At 36.8% G+C, this 17,235-nt stretch carries 19 protein-coding genes, 1 tRNA gene and 1 pseudogene; 9 read left to right on the top strand and 12 right to left on the bottom strand.

Features of this window, described 5'->3' with window-relative positions; all coding sequences use genetic code 11:
- Window positions 1-11: 11 nt before the first annotated feature.
- Window positions 12-84 (top strand) — tRNA-Val (locus MHH54_RS05925).
- Window positions 85-656: 572 nt separating this feature from the next.
- Here the strand turns inward: MHH54_RS05925 and MHH54_RS05930 are convergent.
- The 4 genes from MHH54_RS05930 to MHH54_RS05945 all read right to left on the bottom strand — a co-directional run bounded on the left by MHH54_RS05930 (window position 657) and on the right by MHH54_RS05945 (window position 4,122).
- Window positions 657-1,001, bottom strand: coding sequence for a hypothetical protein (locus MHH54_RS05930; protein ID WP_155114457.1), 345 nt, complete (start codon window positions 999-1,001; stop codon window positions 657-659).
- A gap of 33 nt (window positions 1,002-1,034) precedes the next feature.
- Entirely contained in the window at window positions 1,035-2,027 is a 993-nt protein-coding gene (locus tag MHH54_RS05935; RefSeq protein ID WP_342500782.1) for a collagen-like protein, read from the bottom strand.
- A 633-nt stretch (window positions 2,028-2,660) separates the two neighbouring features.
- On the bottom strand, window positions 2,661-2,810 hold the full coding sequence (locus MHH54_RS05940; protein ID WP_155114456.1) for a hypothetical protein: 150 nt from the start codon (window positions 2,808-2,810) through the stop codon (window positions 2,661-2,663).
- Between the two features lie 325 nt (window positions 2,811-3,135).
- Window positions 3,136-4,122, bottom strand: coding sequence for a YhdH/YhfP family quinone oxidoreductase (locus tag MHH54_RS05945; RefSeq protein ID WP_003211609.1), 987 nt, complete (start codon window positions 4,120-4,122; stop codon window positions 3,136-3,138).
- A gap of 112 nt (window positions 4,123-4,234) precedes the next feature.
- Between MHH54_RS05945 and MHH54_RS05950 the strand changes: the two genes are divergently transcribed.
- Both MHH54_RS05950 and hemB read left to right on the top strand, forming a co-directional pair.
- Window positions 4,235-4,654: a MarR family transcriptional regulator gene (locus MHH54_RS05950; RefSeq protein WP_003212015.1), complete on the top strand. Its 420-nt coding sequence runs from the start codon at window positions 4,235-4,237 to the stop codon at window positions 4,652-4,654.
- 445 nt (window positions 4,655-5,099) lie between these two features.
- A complete protein-coding gene (gene hemB / locus MHH54_RS05955; protein ID WP_003212301.1) occupies window positions 5,100-6,095 on the top strand; it encodes a porphobilinogen synthase in 996 nt (331 codons plus the stop codon).
- A gap of 205 nt (window positions 6,096-6,300) precedes the next feature.
- Here hemB and MHH54_RS05960 read toward each other — a convergent pair whose 3' ends face one another.
- Window positions 6,301-7,245 carry an acetyl-CoA carboxylase carboxyltransferase subunit alpha gene (locus MHH54_RS05960; protein ID WP_003211522.1) on the bottom strand — a complete coding sequence of 315 codons (945 nt, stop codon included), beginning with the start codon at window positions 7,243-7,245 and terminating at the stop codon, window positions 6,301-6,303.
- Between the two features lie 32 nt (window positions 7,246-7,277).
- Window positions 7,278-7,724, bottom strand: coding sequence for a MarR family transcriptional regulator (locus MHH54_RS05965; RefSeq protein WP_226805037.1), 447 nt, complete (start codon window positions 7,722-7,724; stop codon window positions 7,278-7,280).
- 347 nt (window positions 7,725-8,071) lie between these two features.
- Between MHH54_RS05965 and MHH54_RS05970 the strand changes: the two genes are divergently transcribed.
- On the top strand, window positions 8,072-8,245 hold the full coding sequence (locus MHH54_RS05970) for a hypothetical protein (protein WP_226805038.1): 174 nt from the start codon (window positions 8,072-8,074) through the stop codon (window positions 8,243-8,245).
- A gap of 361 nt (window positions 8,246-8,606) precedes the next feature.
- Here the strand turns inward: MHH54_RS05970 and MHH54_RS05975 are convergent, their stop codons facing one another.
- A complete protein-coding gene (locus MHH54_RS05975; protein WP_106032362.1) occupies window positions 8,607-9,227 on the bottom strand; it encodes a LysE family translocator in 621 nt (206 codons plus the stop codon).
- Window positions 9,228-9,439: 212 nt separating this feature from the next.
- Between MHH54_RS05975 and MHH54_RS05980 the strand changes: the two genes are divergently transcribed.
- On the top strand, window positions 9,440-9,601 hold the full coding sequence (locus MHH54_RS05980; protein ID WP_165840223.1) for a hypothetical protein: 162 nt from the start codon (window positions 9,440-9,442) through the stop codon (window positions 9,599-9,601).
- A gap of 184 nt (window positions 9,602-9,785) precedes the next feature.
- On the opposite strand, the gene MHH54_RS05985 is transcribed toward MHH54_RS05980, so the two are convergent.
- Entirely contained in the window at window positions 9,786-10,205 is a 420-nt protein-coding gene (locus MHH54_RS05985) for a stress protein (RefSeq protein ID WP_342500783.1), read from the bottom strand.
- Window positions 10,206-10,410: 205 nt separating this feature from the next.
- Between MHH54_RS05985 and MHH54_RS05990 the strand changes: the two are divergent.
- The 4 genes and pseudogenes from MHH54_RS05990 to MHH54_RS06005 all read left to right on the top strand — a co-directional run bounded on the left by MHH54_RS05990 (window position 10,411) and on the right by MHH54_RS06005 (window position 13,501).
- Window positions 10,411-11,224, top strand: a pseudogene (locus MHH54_RS05990) (sialate O-acetylesterase).
- A 126-nt stretch (window positions 11,225-11,350) separates the two neighbouring features.
- Window positions 11,351-12,013 carry a type A chloramphenicol O-acetyltransferase gene (gene catA, locus MHH54_RS05995; RefSeq protein ID WP_111912340.1) on the top strand — a complete coding sequence of 221 codons (663 nt, stop codon included), beginning with the start codon at window positions 11,351-11,353 and terminating at the stop codon, window positions 12,011-12,013.
- 206 nt (window positions 12,014-12,219) lie between these two features.
- Window positions 12,220-13,338, top strand: coding sequence for a tetratricopeptide repeat protein (locus tag MHH54_RS06000; protein ID WP_342500784.1), 1,119 nt, complete (start codon window positions 12,220-12,222; stop codon window positions 13,336-13,338).
- Window positions 13,328-13,501: a hypothetical protein gene (locus MHH54_RS06005; RefSeq protein ID WP_003212043.1), complete on the top strand. Its 174-nt coding sequence runs from the start codon at window positions 13,328-13,330 to the stop codon at window positions 13,499-13,501. Before MHH54_RS06000 ends, MHH54_RS06005 begins: the two co-directional genes overlap by 11 nt.
- Window positions 13,502-13,941: 440 nt before the next feature.
- On the opposite strand, the gene MHH54_RS06010 is transcribed toward MHH54_RS06005, so the two are convergent.
- From MHH54_RS06010 to MHH54_RS06025, 4 genes are all read right to left on the bottom strand, one after another.
- Window positions 13,942-14,817 carry a LysR family transcriptional regulator gene (locus MHH54_RS06010; RefSeq protein WP_342498146.1) on the bottom strand — a complete coding sequence of 292 codons (876 nt, stop codon included), beginning with the start codon at window positions 14,815-14,817 and terminating at the stop codon, window positions 13,942-13,944.
- A 14-nt stretch (window positions 14,818-14,831) separates the two neighbouring features.
- The gene (locus tag MHH54_RS06015; protein ID WP_342500785.1) at window positions 14,832-15,539 is read right to left on the bottom strand and encodes an amino acid racemase; all 708 of its coding nucleotides are present in this window, start codon (window positions 15,537-15,539) and stop codon (window positions 14,832-14,834) included.
- A 103-nt stretch (window positions 15,540-15,642) separates the two neighbouring features.
- Window positions 15,643-16,206 carry a GNAT family protein gene (locus tag MHH54_RS06020; protein ID WP_003211367.1) on the bottom strand — a complete coding sequence of 188 codons (564 nt, stop codon included), beginning with the start codon at window positions 16,204-16,206 and terminating at the stop codon, window positions 15,643-15,645.
- Between the two features lie 16 nt (window positions 16,207-16,222).
- Entirely contained in the window at window positions 16,223-17,113 is an 891-nt protein-coding gene (locus tag MHH54_RS06025; protein ID WP_003212527.1) for a LysR family transcriptional regulator, read from the bottom strand.
- Window positions 17,114-17,235: the final 122 nt, after the last annotated feature.

Here is a 17,235-nt window from a genome sequence, read left to right on the forward strand (position 1 = left end):
ATACATAACTTGATTCCGTAGCTCAGCTGGGAGAGCGCTACCTTGACAGGGTAGAGGTCGCTGGTTCGAGCCCAGTCGGAATCATCGTTGAAACCCTTGCCTAGCAAGGGTTTTTTGTTTTTTTTGACAACGAATATTCGTTCTGTTTCTTTTGATTGGGGACGAATGAGGGCCGAACTTTATCCACCAGATTGTTTCTCAGTATTTTTAGGATCAGAACGATTTAAGTGTTCTGCGTTGTTAAATTCTAATTTATATGTAGCATGACCATAAATATCTCATGTTGTTTTAGCACTAGCATATCCCGCTCTTTTCTGAATAGCATTAATGCTCTCACCAGCCTCAAGAAGCAATAAATGGGCTTTAAATTACGTCAGATTGAACGAGCATTGAAGAACAGTCTTGATGAACTTGATTACAATATAATCGAGAAAAAGTATCTCACGTCATGCCTGGTTAAAGATTTAGAGGTATGCCAAGAATTGGGGTTAAAGAAGGATTGATACTATAAATTAAAAAAGCAAGCTACATTTAATCTTTCCACAGCCCTTGGAATCATTTAGTTACTTGAAGAATAAAGGATCTAAGAAAGTAGGGGTCAATGTAAAATTAACCCCTCTTTTTGTAAGAATTTAGCGTTCTTTTTATGAGTCTCTTTAAGGGTTGATGGTGATGGACTTAGTTACAGGTGATTTATTAGAAATTACAGTTGCTGTGATTTTAACTTCTTTTGTTGATTTCTTTAATAAATTTAATTCTGATGAAAAACCTCCATCTTTATCAGTAGTAGATATTTGAGGTTCTAAAATACTTTCAGATGAACTTGATAAATTTACATTAACATGTTGTAAAGGAAGTGTATTGCATGATACTTTTCCTTTAACTTGAAAACACAAATCTTCCTTTTGGATAATTTCTAAAGTGATTTCAGGGCAGCTTGTTTTAACAATGAAATCTCCTTCTTTATAAACTCTTCTTCCGCATCCGCAGTTCCTAGCCATATTTACTCACATGCCTTTGCCAACTCTTTAATATTAGAAGTTTTGAACACACGTATCGCATGGGCCACCTGCATTTTTAAAGACAACATTGTCGACTAGGGCCTGACTACCTTCAGACGGATCACCAATATTTTGAAAAGTAATACATGCGGTAGTCGCTCCTGGTGGTGCACAAACTGTTAATGAATAATTTTGAAAGACACTTTGAGGTTGGTTAGATACCGCTATAATATGCGGAATACCCTCTGTAAATATTGGGTTAGTTGTCACTGTTCCTTCAGCAGTACCCGTATTAGTGATTAATGGTGGGCATGTTTGTGGTGGGAAGGAAACCGATGCAACTAATACACCTTGTGCTCGCACATCACCTGCAAACGTAAGAGTAAAGCAGCAGCCTTCTGAAACAGGAACAATTTGGTTGATAAAGCCAGGAGTTGCTACTGTCCCAACTGGTGGGTTAGGGTCTAAACCTAGAATACTAACCGATTGTATGGTCGGTGTTGTGGGACTTCCGACAAAACGACCACTATGAGCATCTGGGAAATCAACTACAGTAGCAGTAGCAGATGTCCATGATGCTGGTGGTTCCCCAGTATCTGATAAATCAAACCCAGGGTTAGTTAAAAGATTTGTACATGGACAGCAGGCTTCTCCGGTAGGACCAGTAGCTCCAGTAGCCCCCGTAGCGCCGGTAGGACCAGTAGCGCCAGTAGCACCAGAAGGACCGGTGGCGCCAGTAGCACCAGAAGGACCGGTAGGACCTGTGGCGCCAGTAGCACCAGAAGGGCCAGTAGGACCGGTAGCGCCAGTAGCACCAGAAGGGCCAGTAGGACCTGTGGCGCCAGTAGCACCAGAAGGGCCAGTAGGACCTGTGGCGCCAGTAGCACCAGGGGGGCCAGAAGGACCAGTAGCACCTCGTCTACCTGGTTTTCCTGCTGGTCCACGCCTTCCAGGAACACCAACTGTCTTTATACAACAACAAACATCTAACCATTCTCCACAACGACAACATCGCCTATTGCTCATTTGAACTCACTCCTAAAAAAAATGTAATCAACACATCATATTAAATGAGGAGAATTATGTAAGGGCCGTTGCGGAAATGAAAAAAATTTAAATTTATACAAGGGAAAAACGATAAAATGGGGGATAAAAAGGGGACCTTTTTTCCTAAGTGGATCATCGTATGATAGAGACAAGCAAAACGAACGTGAATATTTTGTCCAGAAGGAAGAACCTGCCGGCGCTGATCATTGAGCATTTTAAGTGCCTTGATTGGTGTTCGCTTTTTTTATTGGGAGACGCGCTTTTCCCTTATCAATGGCGTATCTGGATACGGAACAAAGGTGATGAGGAATTTGGCCATAAGAGAGGGACATTCTGAGCTGGATAGCAGTTGGTCTGCGGCAGACGTATCAAGGACAGTTTTTCATTTTATGATGATGAACTGTACTTGGCATCCTCTCGGAGAGTAATCATCATTGCAAAATCTATTTAAGCGAATAGCGTAAGGTGGTGCTTATTCGGCAAGGAGAGTATGAACATGAAGATCAGAGATTCTTTATCCGTAGAATCATCGTTGAAACCCTTGCGTAACAAGGGTTTTTTGTTTTTAGGATAACGAATATTTGTTCTATTTCTTTTGATTGGGGACGAACTTTATCCGCCAGATTGTTCCTCAGTATTTTTAGGATCAAAACGATTAAAGTGTTCTGCAGTGTTAAATTCTAATTTGTTTGTAACATGACTATAAATATTTGAGGTTGTTTTAGCACTAGCATGTCCCGCTCTTTTTTGAATAGTATTCATGCTCTCATCACGAGTCGATATAAGGAGCGTGACCATTTTTGTATGGTTTAAATCATGGAATAGAATGTTTTTTAATGTTTGTTTTTTAGACCATTGAGCTACAATGGACAAAAAATTGTAAATGCGATCAAACGATTTCAGTTGATACATGGGCTAGTTGTAGATAGCATTTACGGGTCGGAAAATCGCTTTCGAAAAGCATTAAATAGGAACTTTTATGGTGAATACACATACATATGTACCCCCACCTGTTTGGGATGGGGTATCTGCATCAATACATTCAATATTTGTCTGGTGTAATTTAAATAAATAAAGTTCGTTTATCTTAATATTTAATAATGGTTCTTCCTAAATGTTGACCATTTTTAATGGCTTCAATTTTTTCAGGTAATGTATCGAGAGTAATCTCATTGACTAGGGTCGTTTGGGAGATATTCCATTCGTTTGCTATCTCGTTCCAAATGACTTTGCGTTTATTGATTGGTACATTTACAGAATCGATTCCTAGAAGGTTGATCCCTCTTAAAATAAAAGGTAACACAGTTGTTGTTAATTTAATTCCGCCTGCATTCCCGCACATGCTCATGCTTCCACCATAAGAAATTTGAGGAATGATCACAGAAGCCACATCTCCTCCTACGGTATCTAAGACGAAGTCAAATTTTTGCTTGTTTAATGGTTTTTTTAGCTCTCCTAACTCGTTTGCAAAAATGACATCAGTTGCTCCTAAAGATTTTGCTATATCAACTTGATTATCTTTACGCACTAAAGCAAAAATATGTTTGTACCCAATTTTAGATAATAATTGTATAGCAATGCTACCAACTCCACCAGTTGACCCCGTAACGAGTATATTAGGTTGATTTTTCGTACTCATACCATTTTCCTGTAAAGCCATAATAGAAAGAGCTGCGGTAAAGCCTGCTGTTCCAAAAATCATTGCTTCTTTTAAAGTCAAGTTATTTGGCAAAGGAACAATCCAATCTGCAGGTACTCTAGCATATTCAGAAAAACCTCCAGTGTGGCTCATGCCCATAGCGAAACCTGTTACAATAACTTGCTGACCCTCTACGAAACGATTGTCTGTTGTATGAACGATCGTTCCACTTAAATCGATTCCAGGAATCATTGGATAGTGACGAATAACACCTCCATTTTTTTGAACAGCCAGCATATCTTTATAATTGATTGAAGAATATGCTACTTTAATTAATACTTCTCCTTCAGATAAATCATTAACACTTACATTTTGAAGATCATAACTAACTTGATCATTTTTTTCTGTCACTAGTATCGCTTTAAATGAATCCATTGTTTATCTTCCTCTCTAAAAATATATTACAACAAAATATTTCTGGTGCAAAAGTATTTCAATTAAAAAACTACCATGATATTATAGGTAAAGTCAATGTGGGGGAGATAAAATGGAATTATCAGAGTGCATAAATTTTTTACTAAGTGTTAGTCAAAATAAAGTGTTTAAGTACTTTAGTAAGCTTTTAGAGGAATGTGATTTGACACCCGCTCAATATGGTGTGTTGAACTGTTTGTGGAGAGAGGGCCAGCTATCTCCTAAACAAATTGGAGAACTTGTATATTTAGAAGCCTCAACAATTTCTGGAATTTTAGATAAAATGCAAAAAGCTGACTTAATTGAACGCACAATAGATCCAAACAATCGAAGAAATATTTTAGTAGAGGCTACTCAAAAATCTTTAGTCATTAGAGATCAAGTTGAAGCAGCAACAATTGAGCTGAACAAGACAGCGCTTCAAAACTTGTCAAATGATGATAAGGTTGTACTAAAGAAAGCATTAAGTACAATTATAAATAATTTTCAATGATGTATTTTTATAAATAAGTTTCATATTAAACCGATAACTATCACAAGCTCCTTTACAGGAGCTTTTTTTTTGGCGCTTTGTAAATTCCTGGATGTGATAGTAAATATAAGATATAGGTGTTTTATGTGAATTAGGTAAGGGATGGACAAAATTCTTTCTTCACGTGTTGGTTTGAAAATACCGGAACCAATTTAACCGGCTTTGAAGGGTCATGAAGAATCCTGGATTTCGACATGGCTCACTTTGAAAACATCTAACGACCAAGTGTTCATTAATATACCTTTAAAGTGAATAGTTACGTCTGTTAAGGTTCAAGTCAGCAATTAAAGGTACTATACCGACAGGAGAAAGTTAATTCCAGCTGGAAATCGAGCTTTTTGTTCAAAGTCGGTATAATTGAGCAATAATAAAACCACTAGGTAAAAAACAGTAGGAGATGATATTGATGGAGAGTTTTCCGTCCATTCGGATGAGAAGAAATCGAAACAATGACTGGAGCCGCAGATTGGTCGCTGAAAATCGATTGTCTGCTGATGATTTCATTTGGCCAGTTTTTGTTCGGGAACAACCGGGAGAGGAAGAAATTGTTTCGCTGCCAGGGCAGTTGCGAGTCGGACTGGATCGACTTATTGAACACGTGGGACAGGCAGTAGAATTGGGAATTCCAGCAGTTGCGCTATTTCCTGTTATCGATCCAGAAAAAAAAGATGCAGATGGGAGTGAGGCGACAAATCCGGATAATTTGATTTGTCGGGCAGCCCGCGAGCTTAAGAGAGCATTCCCGGAACTCGGATTAATCGGTGATGTTGCATTAGATCCTTACACCACTCATGGGCAAGATGGAATTTTACGTAATGGATATGTCGTAAACGATGAAAGTGTAAGTAGATTATCCGAACAAGCCACCTTACTTGCGGAAGCTGGTTTTGATGTTGTAGCTCCATCCGACATGATGGATGGGCGTATAGGTGCTATACGGAGTGCTTTAGAGGAAAAGGAACTGGTCAATACAAGAATTCTATCGTATGCGGTGAAATATGCATCCGGCTTCTATGGTCCTTTCCGTCAAGCTCTGGGGAATGTATTGTCTGGGGATAAAAAAAGCTATCAAATGGATTCTGCCAATAGCGATGAAGCCCTTCGAGAGGTAGCGCTTGATTTGAATGAGGGCGCGGACATGGTCATGGTAAAACCAGGGCTGCCGTATTTAGATGTCATACATCGGGTGAAATCGGAATTTAAAGTTCCTACTTTTGCTTACCAGGTTAGTGGAGAATATTCAATGTTGATGGCAGCTATTCAGAATGGTTGGCTTGATGCAAATGTTGTAATTGAAGAATCATTAATGTCGTTCAAACGCGCTGGATGCGATGGTATTTTGACTTATTTTGCTTTAGATATGGCTCGGCGACTGAGAGATGGAGAATCTCAAAACATATAGGCAAAATGAAAACAGACCCTGCATGGTCTGTTTTTTTATGAGGACGATTTGAAGACCTTCAGAAAAAGTATAGATGAAAAAAATCCCTTTTCGTACCGATCACACATCTTTTAATAGTATCAGCAAATCCAGCTTAAGTTACTTACAAAATATTTAGAATTTTTTGCGAGAATCCTCCTAAATGTAATACGGACTTTAAATATTTTCATTTATAATTCTCTATTTGTCTATACTTTTCATATCGCTGTTGTATAAGCTCTTCCGAGGATAATGGTCTCAATTTTTTTAGAGATGATTCGATCACAGATTCAATCATTTTTGCCTGTGATTTTATATCATTTTGTGCTCCACCTTTAATTTCAGCAATGATTTCATCAATAATTCCTAAATGTTTTAAATCTTTTGCTGAAATTTTCATATGTTCAGCAGCTTCTGGAGCATACTTAGCATCCTTCCATAGGATAGATGCTGCTCCTTCTGGCGAAATTACCGAGTACCATGAATACTCTAACATATGGATATGGTTACCGACACTAATGCCAAGAGCTCCACCACTTGATGCCTCTCCAATTACAATACAAACAATTGGGACCTTAAGCGTAGCCATTTCCAAAAGATTTCGAGCTATCGCTTCAGAAATTCCACGTTCTTCAGATCCTTTCCCTGGATAGGCGCCTATTGTATCAATAAATGTAATAATAGGGCGATTAAATTTATCAGCTTGTTTCATAAGTCTTAACGCTTTTCTATATCCTTCTGGATGTGACATTCCAAAATTTCTTTCTATATTTTCCTTTGTACTTCTACCTCTTTGATGACCAATAACCGTAACGGGCATCTCTTTAAATTTTGCAATACCACCTATCATTGCTTTATCATCACCATATAATCGATCACCATGAAGTTCGAAAAAGTTTGTAAACAATAAAGGTATATAATCCAATGTCGTGGGCCGGTTACGTAGCCTTGCAATTTGAACTCGTTGAAAAGGTGTAAGATTAGAATAAATTTCATCTTGCATTTTATTTAAACGTTTTTCTAATAAATGAATTTCTGACGATAAATCTACATTATTTTCTTTCATCATTTTCTTTAATTCATCAAATTTCTCTTTTAGTTCAATGATAGGACGTTCAAAATCCAAACTCATTTTATCCTCCAAAGGTTATGATTTACCTCACTCTAATCAAAAGACTTAGAAATAGAATCAATAAATAATTCAAAACCATCCACAACTATTTTTTGTTCTGATTCTGATAAATTATTGAGGATACGTTGATAAAATGTAAGGGATTGTTCTCTTAAGCGATTAACAGTAATGTGACCTTTTTCTGTGAGGTGCAGAAAAAGTTCTCTTCTATTTTTTTCATTTACTTCACGATAAACAAGCCCCGTTTTTACTAACTTATCTACCAATCTACTTACAGTTGAAGTATCTAATCTAAGTTTATTGGATAGTTGCCAAACAGTTAATCTTTCCACCTCTAGTTCCTCTAACGCCATCATTTGAGAAGTTGGTAGAGGTTTTTCAAATGGTCCATTTGGCAAATTTTGAGATTCAAAAACTCCAGTTATAATAATCATTTTCTTAATATCTGTTCTTAGTTTTAAGGCATCATCTCTTTTCAAAAAGGTCACCCTCCTACAATTCGTGCATCATACATCAATTGTATTATACATCAATATGATTATTTCACAAGCTTAACATAAGCCAATATGACAACATGGACGAGATATTTCTTCTTGTTAAAATGGTTTAAGTGGGTTGTTTTCTACAAATGGCAGAACATCAATTATGTATCAGGGGCCTTTATGGGGTAACGCTCATCGCAATCAAGCTAAGAAAATAAAACTACCCCAAAAACGAAAATCTAAATTCTTAAGTTGATGGGCATGTGAGGAAGCCCCTAACAAGCTTTATTAAAATCTTAGAAGCGATTTAGGTTAATAATATAAATGAGGAGTAGCTTGCCGAGGTGTTTCAGTATTTAGCGCAGAAACAGCTATTCGCTTATGCTGAAGCATGCTATATAGTATTTGCAGGTGAGTATGGGAAACGAGGTCGATTTGAAGAAGCTACGGCTGCTTATCAAAAGGTATTAGAAACACAACTCAAAATTCAGAGAGGGGATTGTTTGTATGACTCTTAAGAAGGGTTTACGATGATTGTTCTTACGGTGATTGCAGCTGATCGAAACACAACTTCTCAAAACGTATAGGCAAAATTAAAACAGACCCTCCATGGTCTGGTTTTTTATGGGGACGGATTGGGGACCAACCCTTTCAGTTTTGTTCAGGAACACACATTTTCTATCAGAAAGGCCCATCATAGAGCCTTGTTAAATCAGTCTTTTTCAGAGAACATCTGTTTGTTTTGGATGAGATCATTCACCTTGACAGGGGAGAGGTCGCTGGTTCGAGCCCAGTCGGAATCATCGTTGAAACCCTTGCCTAGCAAGGGTTTTTTGTTTTTTATGTTTTAAATGGTGTAACTCTACTAGTAGTCAAAATTTAATGCTTTGGATTTGTAAATAATAGTTTTACACCAAAACCTACTAAAACTAGACCTGTTAATTTGTCAATGGTCATTTGCACTTTTGTTGATAATAGGAATTTTCTGATGTAGCCAAGCAGAAATACGATCGTCGTAAACCACAATATAGATAATAGAGCATAAATAGAGCCCATAATGACAAATTGAAGACTAGTATTGAACTTTGGTGTAACAAATTGTGGTAAAAACGTTAAAAAGAATATAGCAACCTTTGGGTTTAGAGTATTTGAAATTAAACCTTGTTTAAAAGCAGATTGTTTTGGTACTTCAACTTCATGAAAGAGTGTATCGTCTTTCTTTTTCTTATGGATGAAAGAAGACACCCCTAGATATATAAGATAAATGGCCCCTAAATACTTGATAATTTCAAACGCTAAGGCAGATTTCATTAAAATTAAAGAAAGTCCAAATGCTGCCGCAAGTGTATGAATGAGAGCTCCAGATGTAAGACCTAATGCCATCTTCATTCCATCAGATTTTCCTGTTCCGATGGTTCTTTTAGTAATTAACGCAAAATCAACCCCAGGAGAAGCAACGACAAATAAGGTAAGAAGAAGGAAAGTCACAAAATCATTCATCTCCTCACATCCTTTCAAAAGTGATAATACATATTAACGCAGAAACATTTTCATTGCAACATGAAAGTGACTTCATAAGCAAAAGTATTGAAAAAATAAATGAAGTAAAACCCCTGGCATTTGTAGGATGAGGTTTTTTTGTGTTTTGATAGGAAAAAGTTGGTTATGGAGATAGGTAAAACGTGATATGATTGTAAAAAGGAGGTAATATGATGACATTTAAAAAAGCATTCAATATAGGTTATTTTGTTTTGCTTTTATCTTTTATTGTCGTATATTTCTTGCTTCCAGTCGATCAAATATTTACTGCAATCATCATTCTAACCGTATTATTTGGAGTATATCAATTTGTGATTTTCAAAAAACTAAAATAGAAAAACAGCAATAGTAAAATCCCTACATTAGTTTCTTTAATAGTCAGATATACAATCATCACCTGAGAATATACACTGACGAATCTTTGATCCATAATTTTCAAAAGAGCAACTCCTATTCAGAAGTTGTCAGCAGCCAGTATGATGACATTGGTTTACCCCCTTTTAAAAAAGAAATAAGAAATTATTTTATTTCCTCATCCATCACTTTCTTATATTTTTCAAACTCAGAATCCTTCATTTCTCCGTTCATTTGTAACAGGAAGTTCCCTTTTGAATAGGTGTGAGAGAAGAACATAGATCCAGCATTACCCAACTCATCGTAATAAGACTTAGCCTGATCTAAATCAGTTTCATTTCCAAATTTAAAAATCCTCCCACCAGCATTTTCGCCTAAAGAAGGAATGGGAATCCTTTTTCCTTCTTCTCTTATATTTCCAAACTCTTTTTGTTTAAGATCAGTTGGTTTTTCTGCTTCAAGCCCAGCACTTTTGAAAGCTTCAATGATGTTGTCTGTGGTGAGCTGTTTTTTAGTAGATGCTGCACTGCTACAAGCTGTTAACAATAATAAACAAGTAAAAAATAAGACGAAATATTTCTTCATAGTAGATCCTCCTGATTTATAGATGCATAAGGATCTTACAATAAGTAATTCCTTTTTACTATCCTTTCGACAAAAATAGACAAATATTAAAATGAAAAGGAAATTGCAAGAGGCTGTTGAAATTTGAGAAAAAAGAGGAAGGATAAAATGATAACGTTCAAGTGAATACACATTGGATAAAATATTTAGTCGAGAGGAGAAAGATATGAAGTCACTTTTACTAATTGGACAATCAAATATGGCGGGGCGCGGCTTCAAACATGAAGTGCCTCCGATTTATCATGAAAGAATCATGATGCTGCGAAATGGTAGATGGCAAATGATGACTGAACCCATTCATTATGATAGGCCGGTAGCTGGCGTAGGACTAGCTGCTTCCTTTGCGGAGGCTTGGTGTAAGGATCATGAAGGAGAGAAGATTGACCTTATTCCATGTGCAGAGGGTTGTAGTTCTATTGATGAGTGGTCGCTGGATGGATCATTATTTCGTCATGCAATAAGTGAAGCTAAATTTGCGAAGGAAAGTAGCGAATTGGTAGGGATATTATGGCATCAAGGAGAAAGTGACAGCCAAGATGGGAAATACAATGAATACTATGAAAAAATACTAAGATTATTTAATGGACTAAGAACTGAATTATCTGTACCTAACATTCCGCTTGTGATAGTAGGTTTGGGCGATTTCTTGGGAAAGAGAGCATTTGGCGCAGGATGTGTGGAATATCAACTGATGAATGAGGAACTACAAAAATATGCACATCATCATGAAAATTGTTATTATGTTACTGCGAAAGGCCTTGCATCTAACCCAGACGGAATTCACATCAATGCGATGTCTCAGAGAATATTTGGTATAAGATATTATGAAGCATTTCGAAAAAAAGAACATATACATGAACCATTGCCAAATGAACATGAGTTAGTGAATGAATACCTCAACGGAGAATACATATATAGCACTAGAAAAATTCACGTTGGGCAAGATAACTTACGAAGAGTTGCTGCAGGCTTTAACGTAGGCAAAGCTCATGGTAGACTTTGAATGGACAGAAACATGACATATCTCTTGAAAGGATGATTGTGGTGGTGAAAACAGATAAAGTCTCCTCCTGAATACAGTAAATCACATTCAGGAGGAGATAAAAATGTTTAAACAAATAGACGAAAATTATCCGCGAAAAGAGCACTTTCACCATTATATGACGTTAACCCGATGCTCATATAGCTTGGTGATCAATCTAGACATCACGAAATTGCATGCAATATTAAAAGAAAAAAAGCTAAAAGTATATCCTGTGCAAATTTATTTGTTAGCAAGAGCTGTGCAAAAAATTCCTGAGTTTCGGATGGATCAAGTAAACGATGAACTTGGTTACTGGAAGATTCTCCATCCTAGTTATACGATTCTAAATAAAGAAACAAAGACATTTTCAAGTATTTGGACGCCTTATGACGAAAACTTTGCTCAGTTTTATAAAAGCTGTGTAGCCGACATTGAAACATTTAGCAAAAGCAGCAAGCTGTTTCCGAAATCTCCTATGCCAGAAAACATGTTCAATATTTCAAGTCTACCGTGGATTGATTTTACTTCTTTTAACCTTAATGTATCTACAGACGAAACTTATTTACTGCCAATATTTACGTTAGGTCAATTTAAGACGAAAGAAGAAAAAATCATCCTGCCCGTCGCCATACAAGTACATCATGCTGTTTGTGATGGCTATCACGTCGGTCAATATGTGGAATATTTGAGGTGGCTTATTGAACATTGTGACGAGTGGTTAAATGATTCAATGCAAATTACCTGAAGACAAAAGGTATGCTCATGGGAATCTAGAAGATGAAGGCAGACTGAAATGAGTCTGCCTTTTTGTTTTGTGATGAGAATGAAAATGTGCCAAATGTTTATTGATGTAACAATTGTTCTTTTTGCGGTTTCTTTTCGGTGCTTTGTAAATTCTTGTATGTGATAATAAATGTCATATAAGGGAGTTCAGTGGAAGGGGAATAAGGGATGGAGAAAGTTCTTTCTTCACATGTAGGTGTGAAAATCAATGAATGGTATAAAATGATTCGGCAATTCAGTGTACCGGATGCAGAGATTTTGAAAGCTGAGGTAGAACAAGAAATTGAACGGATGGAAGAAGATCAGGATTTACTCATTTATTATCAATTGATGTGCTTTCGTCACCAGCTTATGCTTGATTATATCAAACCATCAGAAAAACGATCGCCTTCTGTTTCTGATTTGGTTGATAAAATTGAGAATTCTAATCATCAACTTTCGGGTATGTTGCAATATTACAATGCTTTTTTTAGAGGAATGCATGAATTTAGTAAGAAAGAATATGTACAGGCTATTCAATATTACAAAATCGCTGAGAGGCAGCTTGCACTGGTTGTCGATGATATTGAGCAAGCAGAGTTTCACTTCAAGGTGGCTGAGGCCTACTATATTATGAAGCAAACACATGTTTCTATGCATCACATCATAAAGGCACTAGATATTTATAAAGAACATGAACAGTATAGAGTTCGTCAAATTCAAAGTCTAATTGTCATAGCAGGAAATTATGATGATTTCATGAGATATGAAAAGTCGTTGCAACATTTAAAGACTGCTTATTCAATTGCTGTGGGCGCAAACGATCAACGTTTAGTAGCAAAAACATTATTAAATATTGGTAATACATATGATAGGCAATCAAAGTATACAGAGGCAATAAAGCATTATAAAGAAGTGTTAGATGTCATTTCTTCGGAAAAAAGTGACATAAAGCCAATCACCCTATTTAGTTTGTGTTGGTCGCTATACAAGTCTAATCAAACTGATGAAGCGGATCTGCTCGTTGAAGATGGACTTATATATTCCTCAAAGGTAAATGATTCGCTAAGTGTCTTGTTATTTAAAGCATTAAAAGCTATTTATATGGATACTGATGAACAAGCTTTGAAAGAAGTGTTTGATATTTTTGAAGAAAAGAAACTACATGTCTATGTGGAAGCATTTGCTCAAAGTGTCGGGTTATTTTATGAAAAAAAAGGGGACTTTGAAAAAGCTGCCGAATATTACAGAAAGGCTCTTAAGGCTCAAAATGATATTCAAAAAGGAGAGTGTCTGTATGATTATTAAAAAATTACTAATCATTTTATCCATTGTATTGTTAAGTGTTTCAACAGCAGAAACTTTAAAAATCATTGAAACAAAATCAATTCGGAATACAACAATGGAGGAACAAAAATCAAATCGAAACACGACTATGATTGATCGAAATACAACCACTGAAAACGTATAGACAAGATTAAAACAGACTTTAAGAGTCTGTTTTTTTATGAAGTAGAATGAGCAAATGAACAGTTGGTCAATGTTATACTTATCTCAATAGATACGAGGAGGCACCCACTTTGAAATCATTCTGTTGTCATTTAGAAATGAAGGTTTGAACTCATTTTCTGAAACGTGTGTAGCATGTTCTTTTAAGAATAAATTTTTTAGTAGATAATAGGAAGAAAACAAAACAAAACCAATGATGATGCTAATAACTAATTTTTTCTTGGGTCTCATTTTCAAAAGAACCTTCCTCATTAGGGCTTGTATAATAAAAAGAACATTCTTAGAAAAATTCACTTCACTTAGAGAGTATTAAACCTCTCTAAAGGGAGCTTACTTTATTTAACTTTGGAAAGCTAATCAGAACGTATCCAAAAAAGCCCTAAAAAGGGCTTTTTAAGCTGCTCAATCTAATTCATGAAAAAACTGTTTGAGTTGATCAATGAAAACTGATTTGGATTTTCCTTTTTTATAAATGAACTCGATATTGATGTTGAAATGGATGGATGGATCGATTGAAATTTGTTTTAATGTTCCTTGTTCTAACTCATTTCTCACACAATGATGAGGAAGAAACGATAGTCCCATTCCTTGCAGCACTAAGTTCTTTGCGGTTTCCATATGATCAACCTCAATGGAAATGTTCGGTGTGATGCTGTTTTTTTGAAATAATCGGTGAAGCATCAGCCAATCAAATGACCCATAGTCAAAGAAAATAAAAGGCTGTTCTTCTAGTTCCTTCATATTAATGTTGTCAAGGCTAGCGAGCGGGTGATGAGTTGGGATGAACAGCCCGATTGGATCACTGAAAATAGGGATTGATTCAATTTGAGGATGTGTTTCAGTCCTGACAATCCCAAAGTCCACTTGGTTGTTAATCACTTTTTGGACAACATCCTTTGAATGTCCTGTTACAATTTTCACTTTCAGGTTTTCGTATTTTTCTTTTAGTGCGGGCAGTATGTTAGGCAATAGATTATTGGAAATAGAGGATGCGCATCCAATCGTCAATTCATAAGGAATCATCGTTTGTTTGAGACTATGCTTTGCTTCTTGATAAGAATGGAGGATCTTTTTGGCATGCGGGTAAAACTGTTCACCTTTTTCCGTCAGAGATAGTTTATTTCTCTGTCTATCAAATAATTTCAGGTCTAATTCTTTTTCTAACGATTGAATACGTGCCGAAACAGAAGGCTGGGTTAAATACAGTGCTTCCGCAGCTTTATTGATACTGCCTAGCTGGCATACGTAAATAAACGCTTCTATATTCTCAATATTCATTTTATCCCCTTAAATTACGTACTTTTAATGTTTAGCTTTTCAAGCTCATATACTAATTTTACAGCTTTTTTCGCCAAAATGACAGTAGGGTCAATCACTTTCACCTCTTTAGTTGACCTTAAGACTAAGGGGATTTCTGTACAACCGGCAATGATGGCTTCTGCGCCTTGATTGATTAAAATCTCTGCAGCTAACGCCAATTCGCTTTCGCCTTCACTTAATTTTCCTGCTTTCACCGCATATATCCCATTCATCACGTTTTTCTGAAGATTTTCACTAGGAGTCATGACGTCAATCTTGTGATGAGCACAAGCCCTTTGATAGAGCTGGGTTTTTAATGTGCCATCAGTACATAGTAAGCCCACAGATGTATAGTGATGTTTGTTTAGATAATTTGCGGTTTCTAATGGCATATTCATGATAGGGATATGAGTGGAATGTCGTACGTTTTCTAAAAAGAAGTGAGCGGTATTGCATGCAATGAGAATAAAGTCCGCTCCTGCACGTTCTAATCTCTTAGCTGATGCAATCATATCATCTGTAGGATCTTCGCCTCTCCCAAATATGGCATTGGTTCTATCAGGGATTTGCGGATAATTATCAGCAATCACATGGATATGATCCTGATCTTTTATCGCTGGAGTATGAGAAATGATTTTTTTCATCAGATCAATCGTTGCTAAAGGACCCATCCCGCCCATAATTCCGATCGTTGTAGACATATACGCCACCACATTTCTTTTTTTTCTATTATAAAAAAAGAAAGCATGGTTAGCGTTATAGAAAAGTTCTATATGTATATAGAAGGTTGATCAAAAGCGTCTTTTAATGGCGCTTAGCGGCCCACTCCGATTGGACAATCGCATATTGATATTCATCGACCCAATGTCCCTTCGACATATAATTTTGCAGCAAATGTCCTTCGCGTCTCATTTCTAAACGTTCCAGCACGCGAATAGATTTTTCATTTCGCACATCTGTAAAGGCAATGATTTTATGTTTGTTTAGTGTCATAAAAATATATTCGAAAATTGCACTTAGAGCTTCGTGAATATAGCCTATTCCTTGGTATTCAGGCGCGAGTGTAAAACCTATTTCAACGATTCTAGGCTCACTGTCAAGTGTATGAATGGCACAATCCCCTATCAGCTGATTGGATTCAGATAAGGCAATCGCATATTGAAACCAAGACCCCGGTTGATTAGGTTTTTGTGTCATTTGATGTTGAACAAATGATTCAGCTTCTTCGTACGTATAGTTTTCCCAAGATTGAAATTTTGCAATAGAGGGATTTGCTCGGTACTGATAAAACGGTTCGATATCTTGCCTATCAAATTGGCGGATAACCACTCGGTTTGTCTTTGTGAATATGTTGTTTGCATTCTTCATGTCTTAACCTCACTTTTTAGTTAGTTCTTGATTTGAAAAAGTCGATCAGCCATTCAGATAGCTGCTGCTGTGCTTTGCTGACAAATCGATCTGCATAATAAATTAGTTCCAGGTGACGAACAGGTGCTGGCTCAGCAATAGGTATCGAAACAATATTTGGCCATGTGGCATGTTGTTGTAGCAATCCTCGCGGCTGAATGGTTGCACCGATGCCAGCTTCAACCAGCTGCAATAATGAAGATGCGGACCCAACGTCCATGACAGTGTCTAGTTCAACACCCTGTTCTTTACATACGTCATCTACTAAATCCCTACCTAGATATCCCTTCGGATACATGACCAAAGCATGCTGCGTCAGCTCTTCCAATGTCACTTCATTCTTTTGGGCTAGTTCACTTTCTGAATGAACAAATAATTCGTAGGGCTCACTTCCAAGCGGCATTTGAACGAGACGCTTATCCGCAGGCCCTCGCAGCCCGATGCCGAGATCCACTTTATGCGACAGAACTTCTTCACGAACGAAGATGGTTGAATATGCTTTCAAATTGGTTTTAGGATAAAGTGTTTTAAATTCTACAAAAAGCGGAACAAGCTGAAAGTCAAGATCGGAAGGGAGGACTGCAAGCCGAACGTTTCCCCGTTTTTCAGATAATAGTTCTTTCATCGCATTTTTTGCATCTCTTTCAGCTTGGAGCATTTTCATCCCATATTGATATAGCAGAGAACCCGCTTCGGTTGCGACGACTTTTTTGCCGATTCGATCAAAGAGCGGCATCCCAACTTCTGCTTCAAGCAGCCGAATCTGCTGGCTTAATGTAGGCTGTGATATCCCTAATTGCTCAGCAGCTTTTGTGAAATGTAAATGATCGAATACAGCCATGAAATATGTAATATGCCGAGTATCCATTTGTCATCCTTTCATTAATAATAGTTTTTTACTATCATCATAATACGAATTATTGTATTGATCAATGAATGCGGCGGATTTATACTCAAAGTAGCTTCAACAAGTAGAGAGAGGAAGAAGTG

This window comes from Bacillus sp. FSL K6-4563, assembly GCF_038630405.1.
Taxonomy (GTDB): domain Bacteria; phylum Bacillota; class Bacilli; order Bacillales; family Bacillaceae; genus Bacillus; species Bacillus pumilus.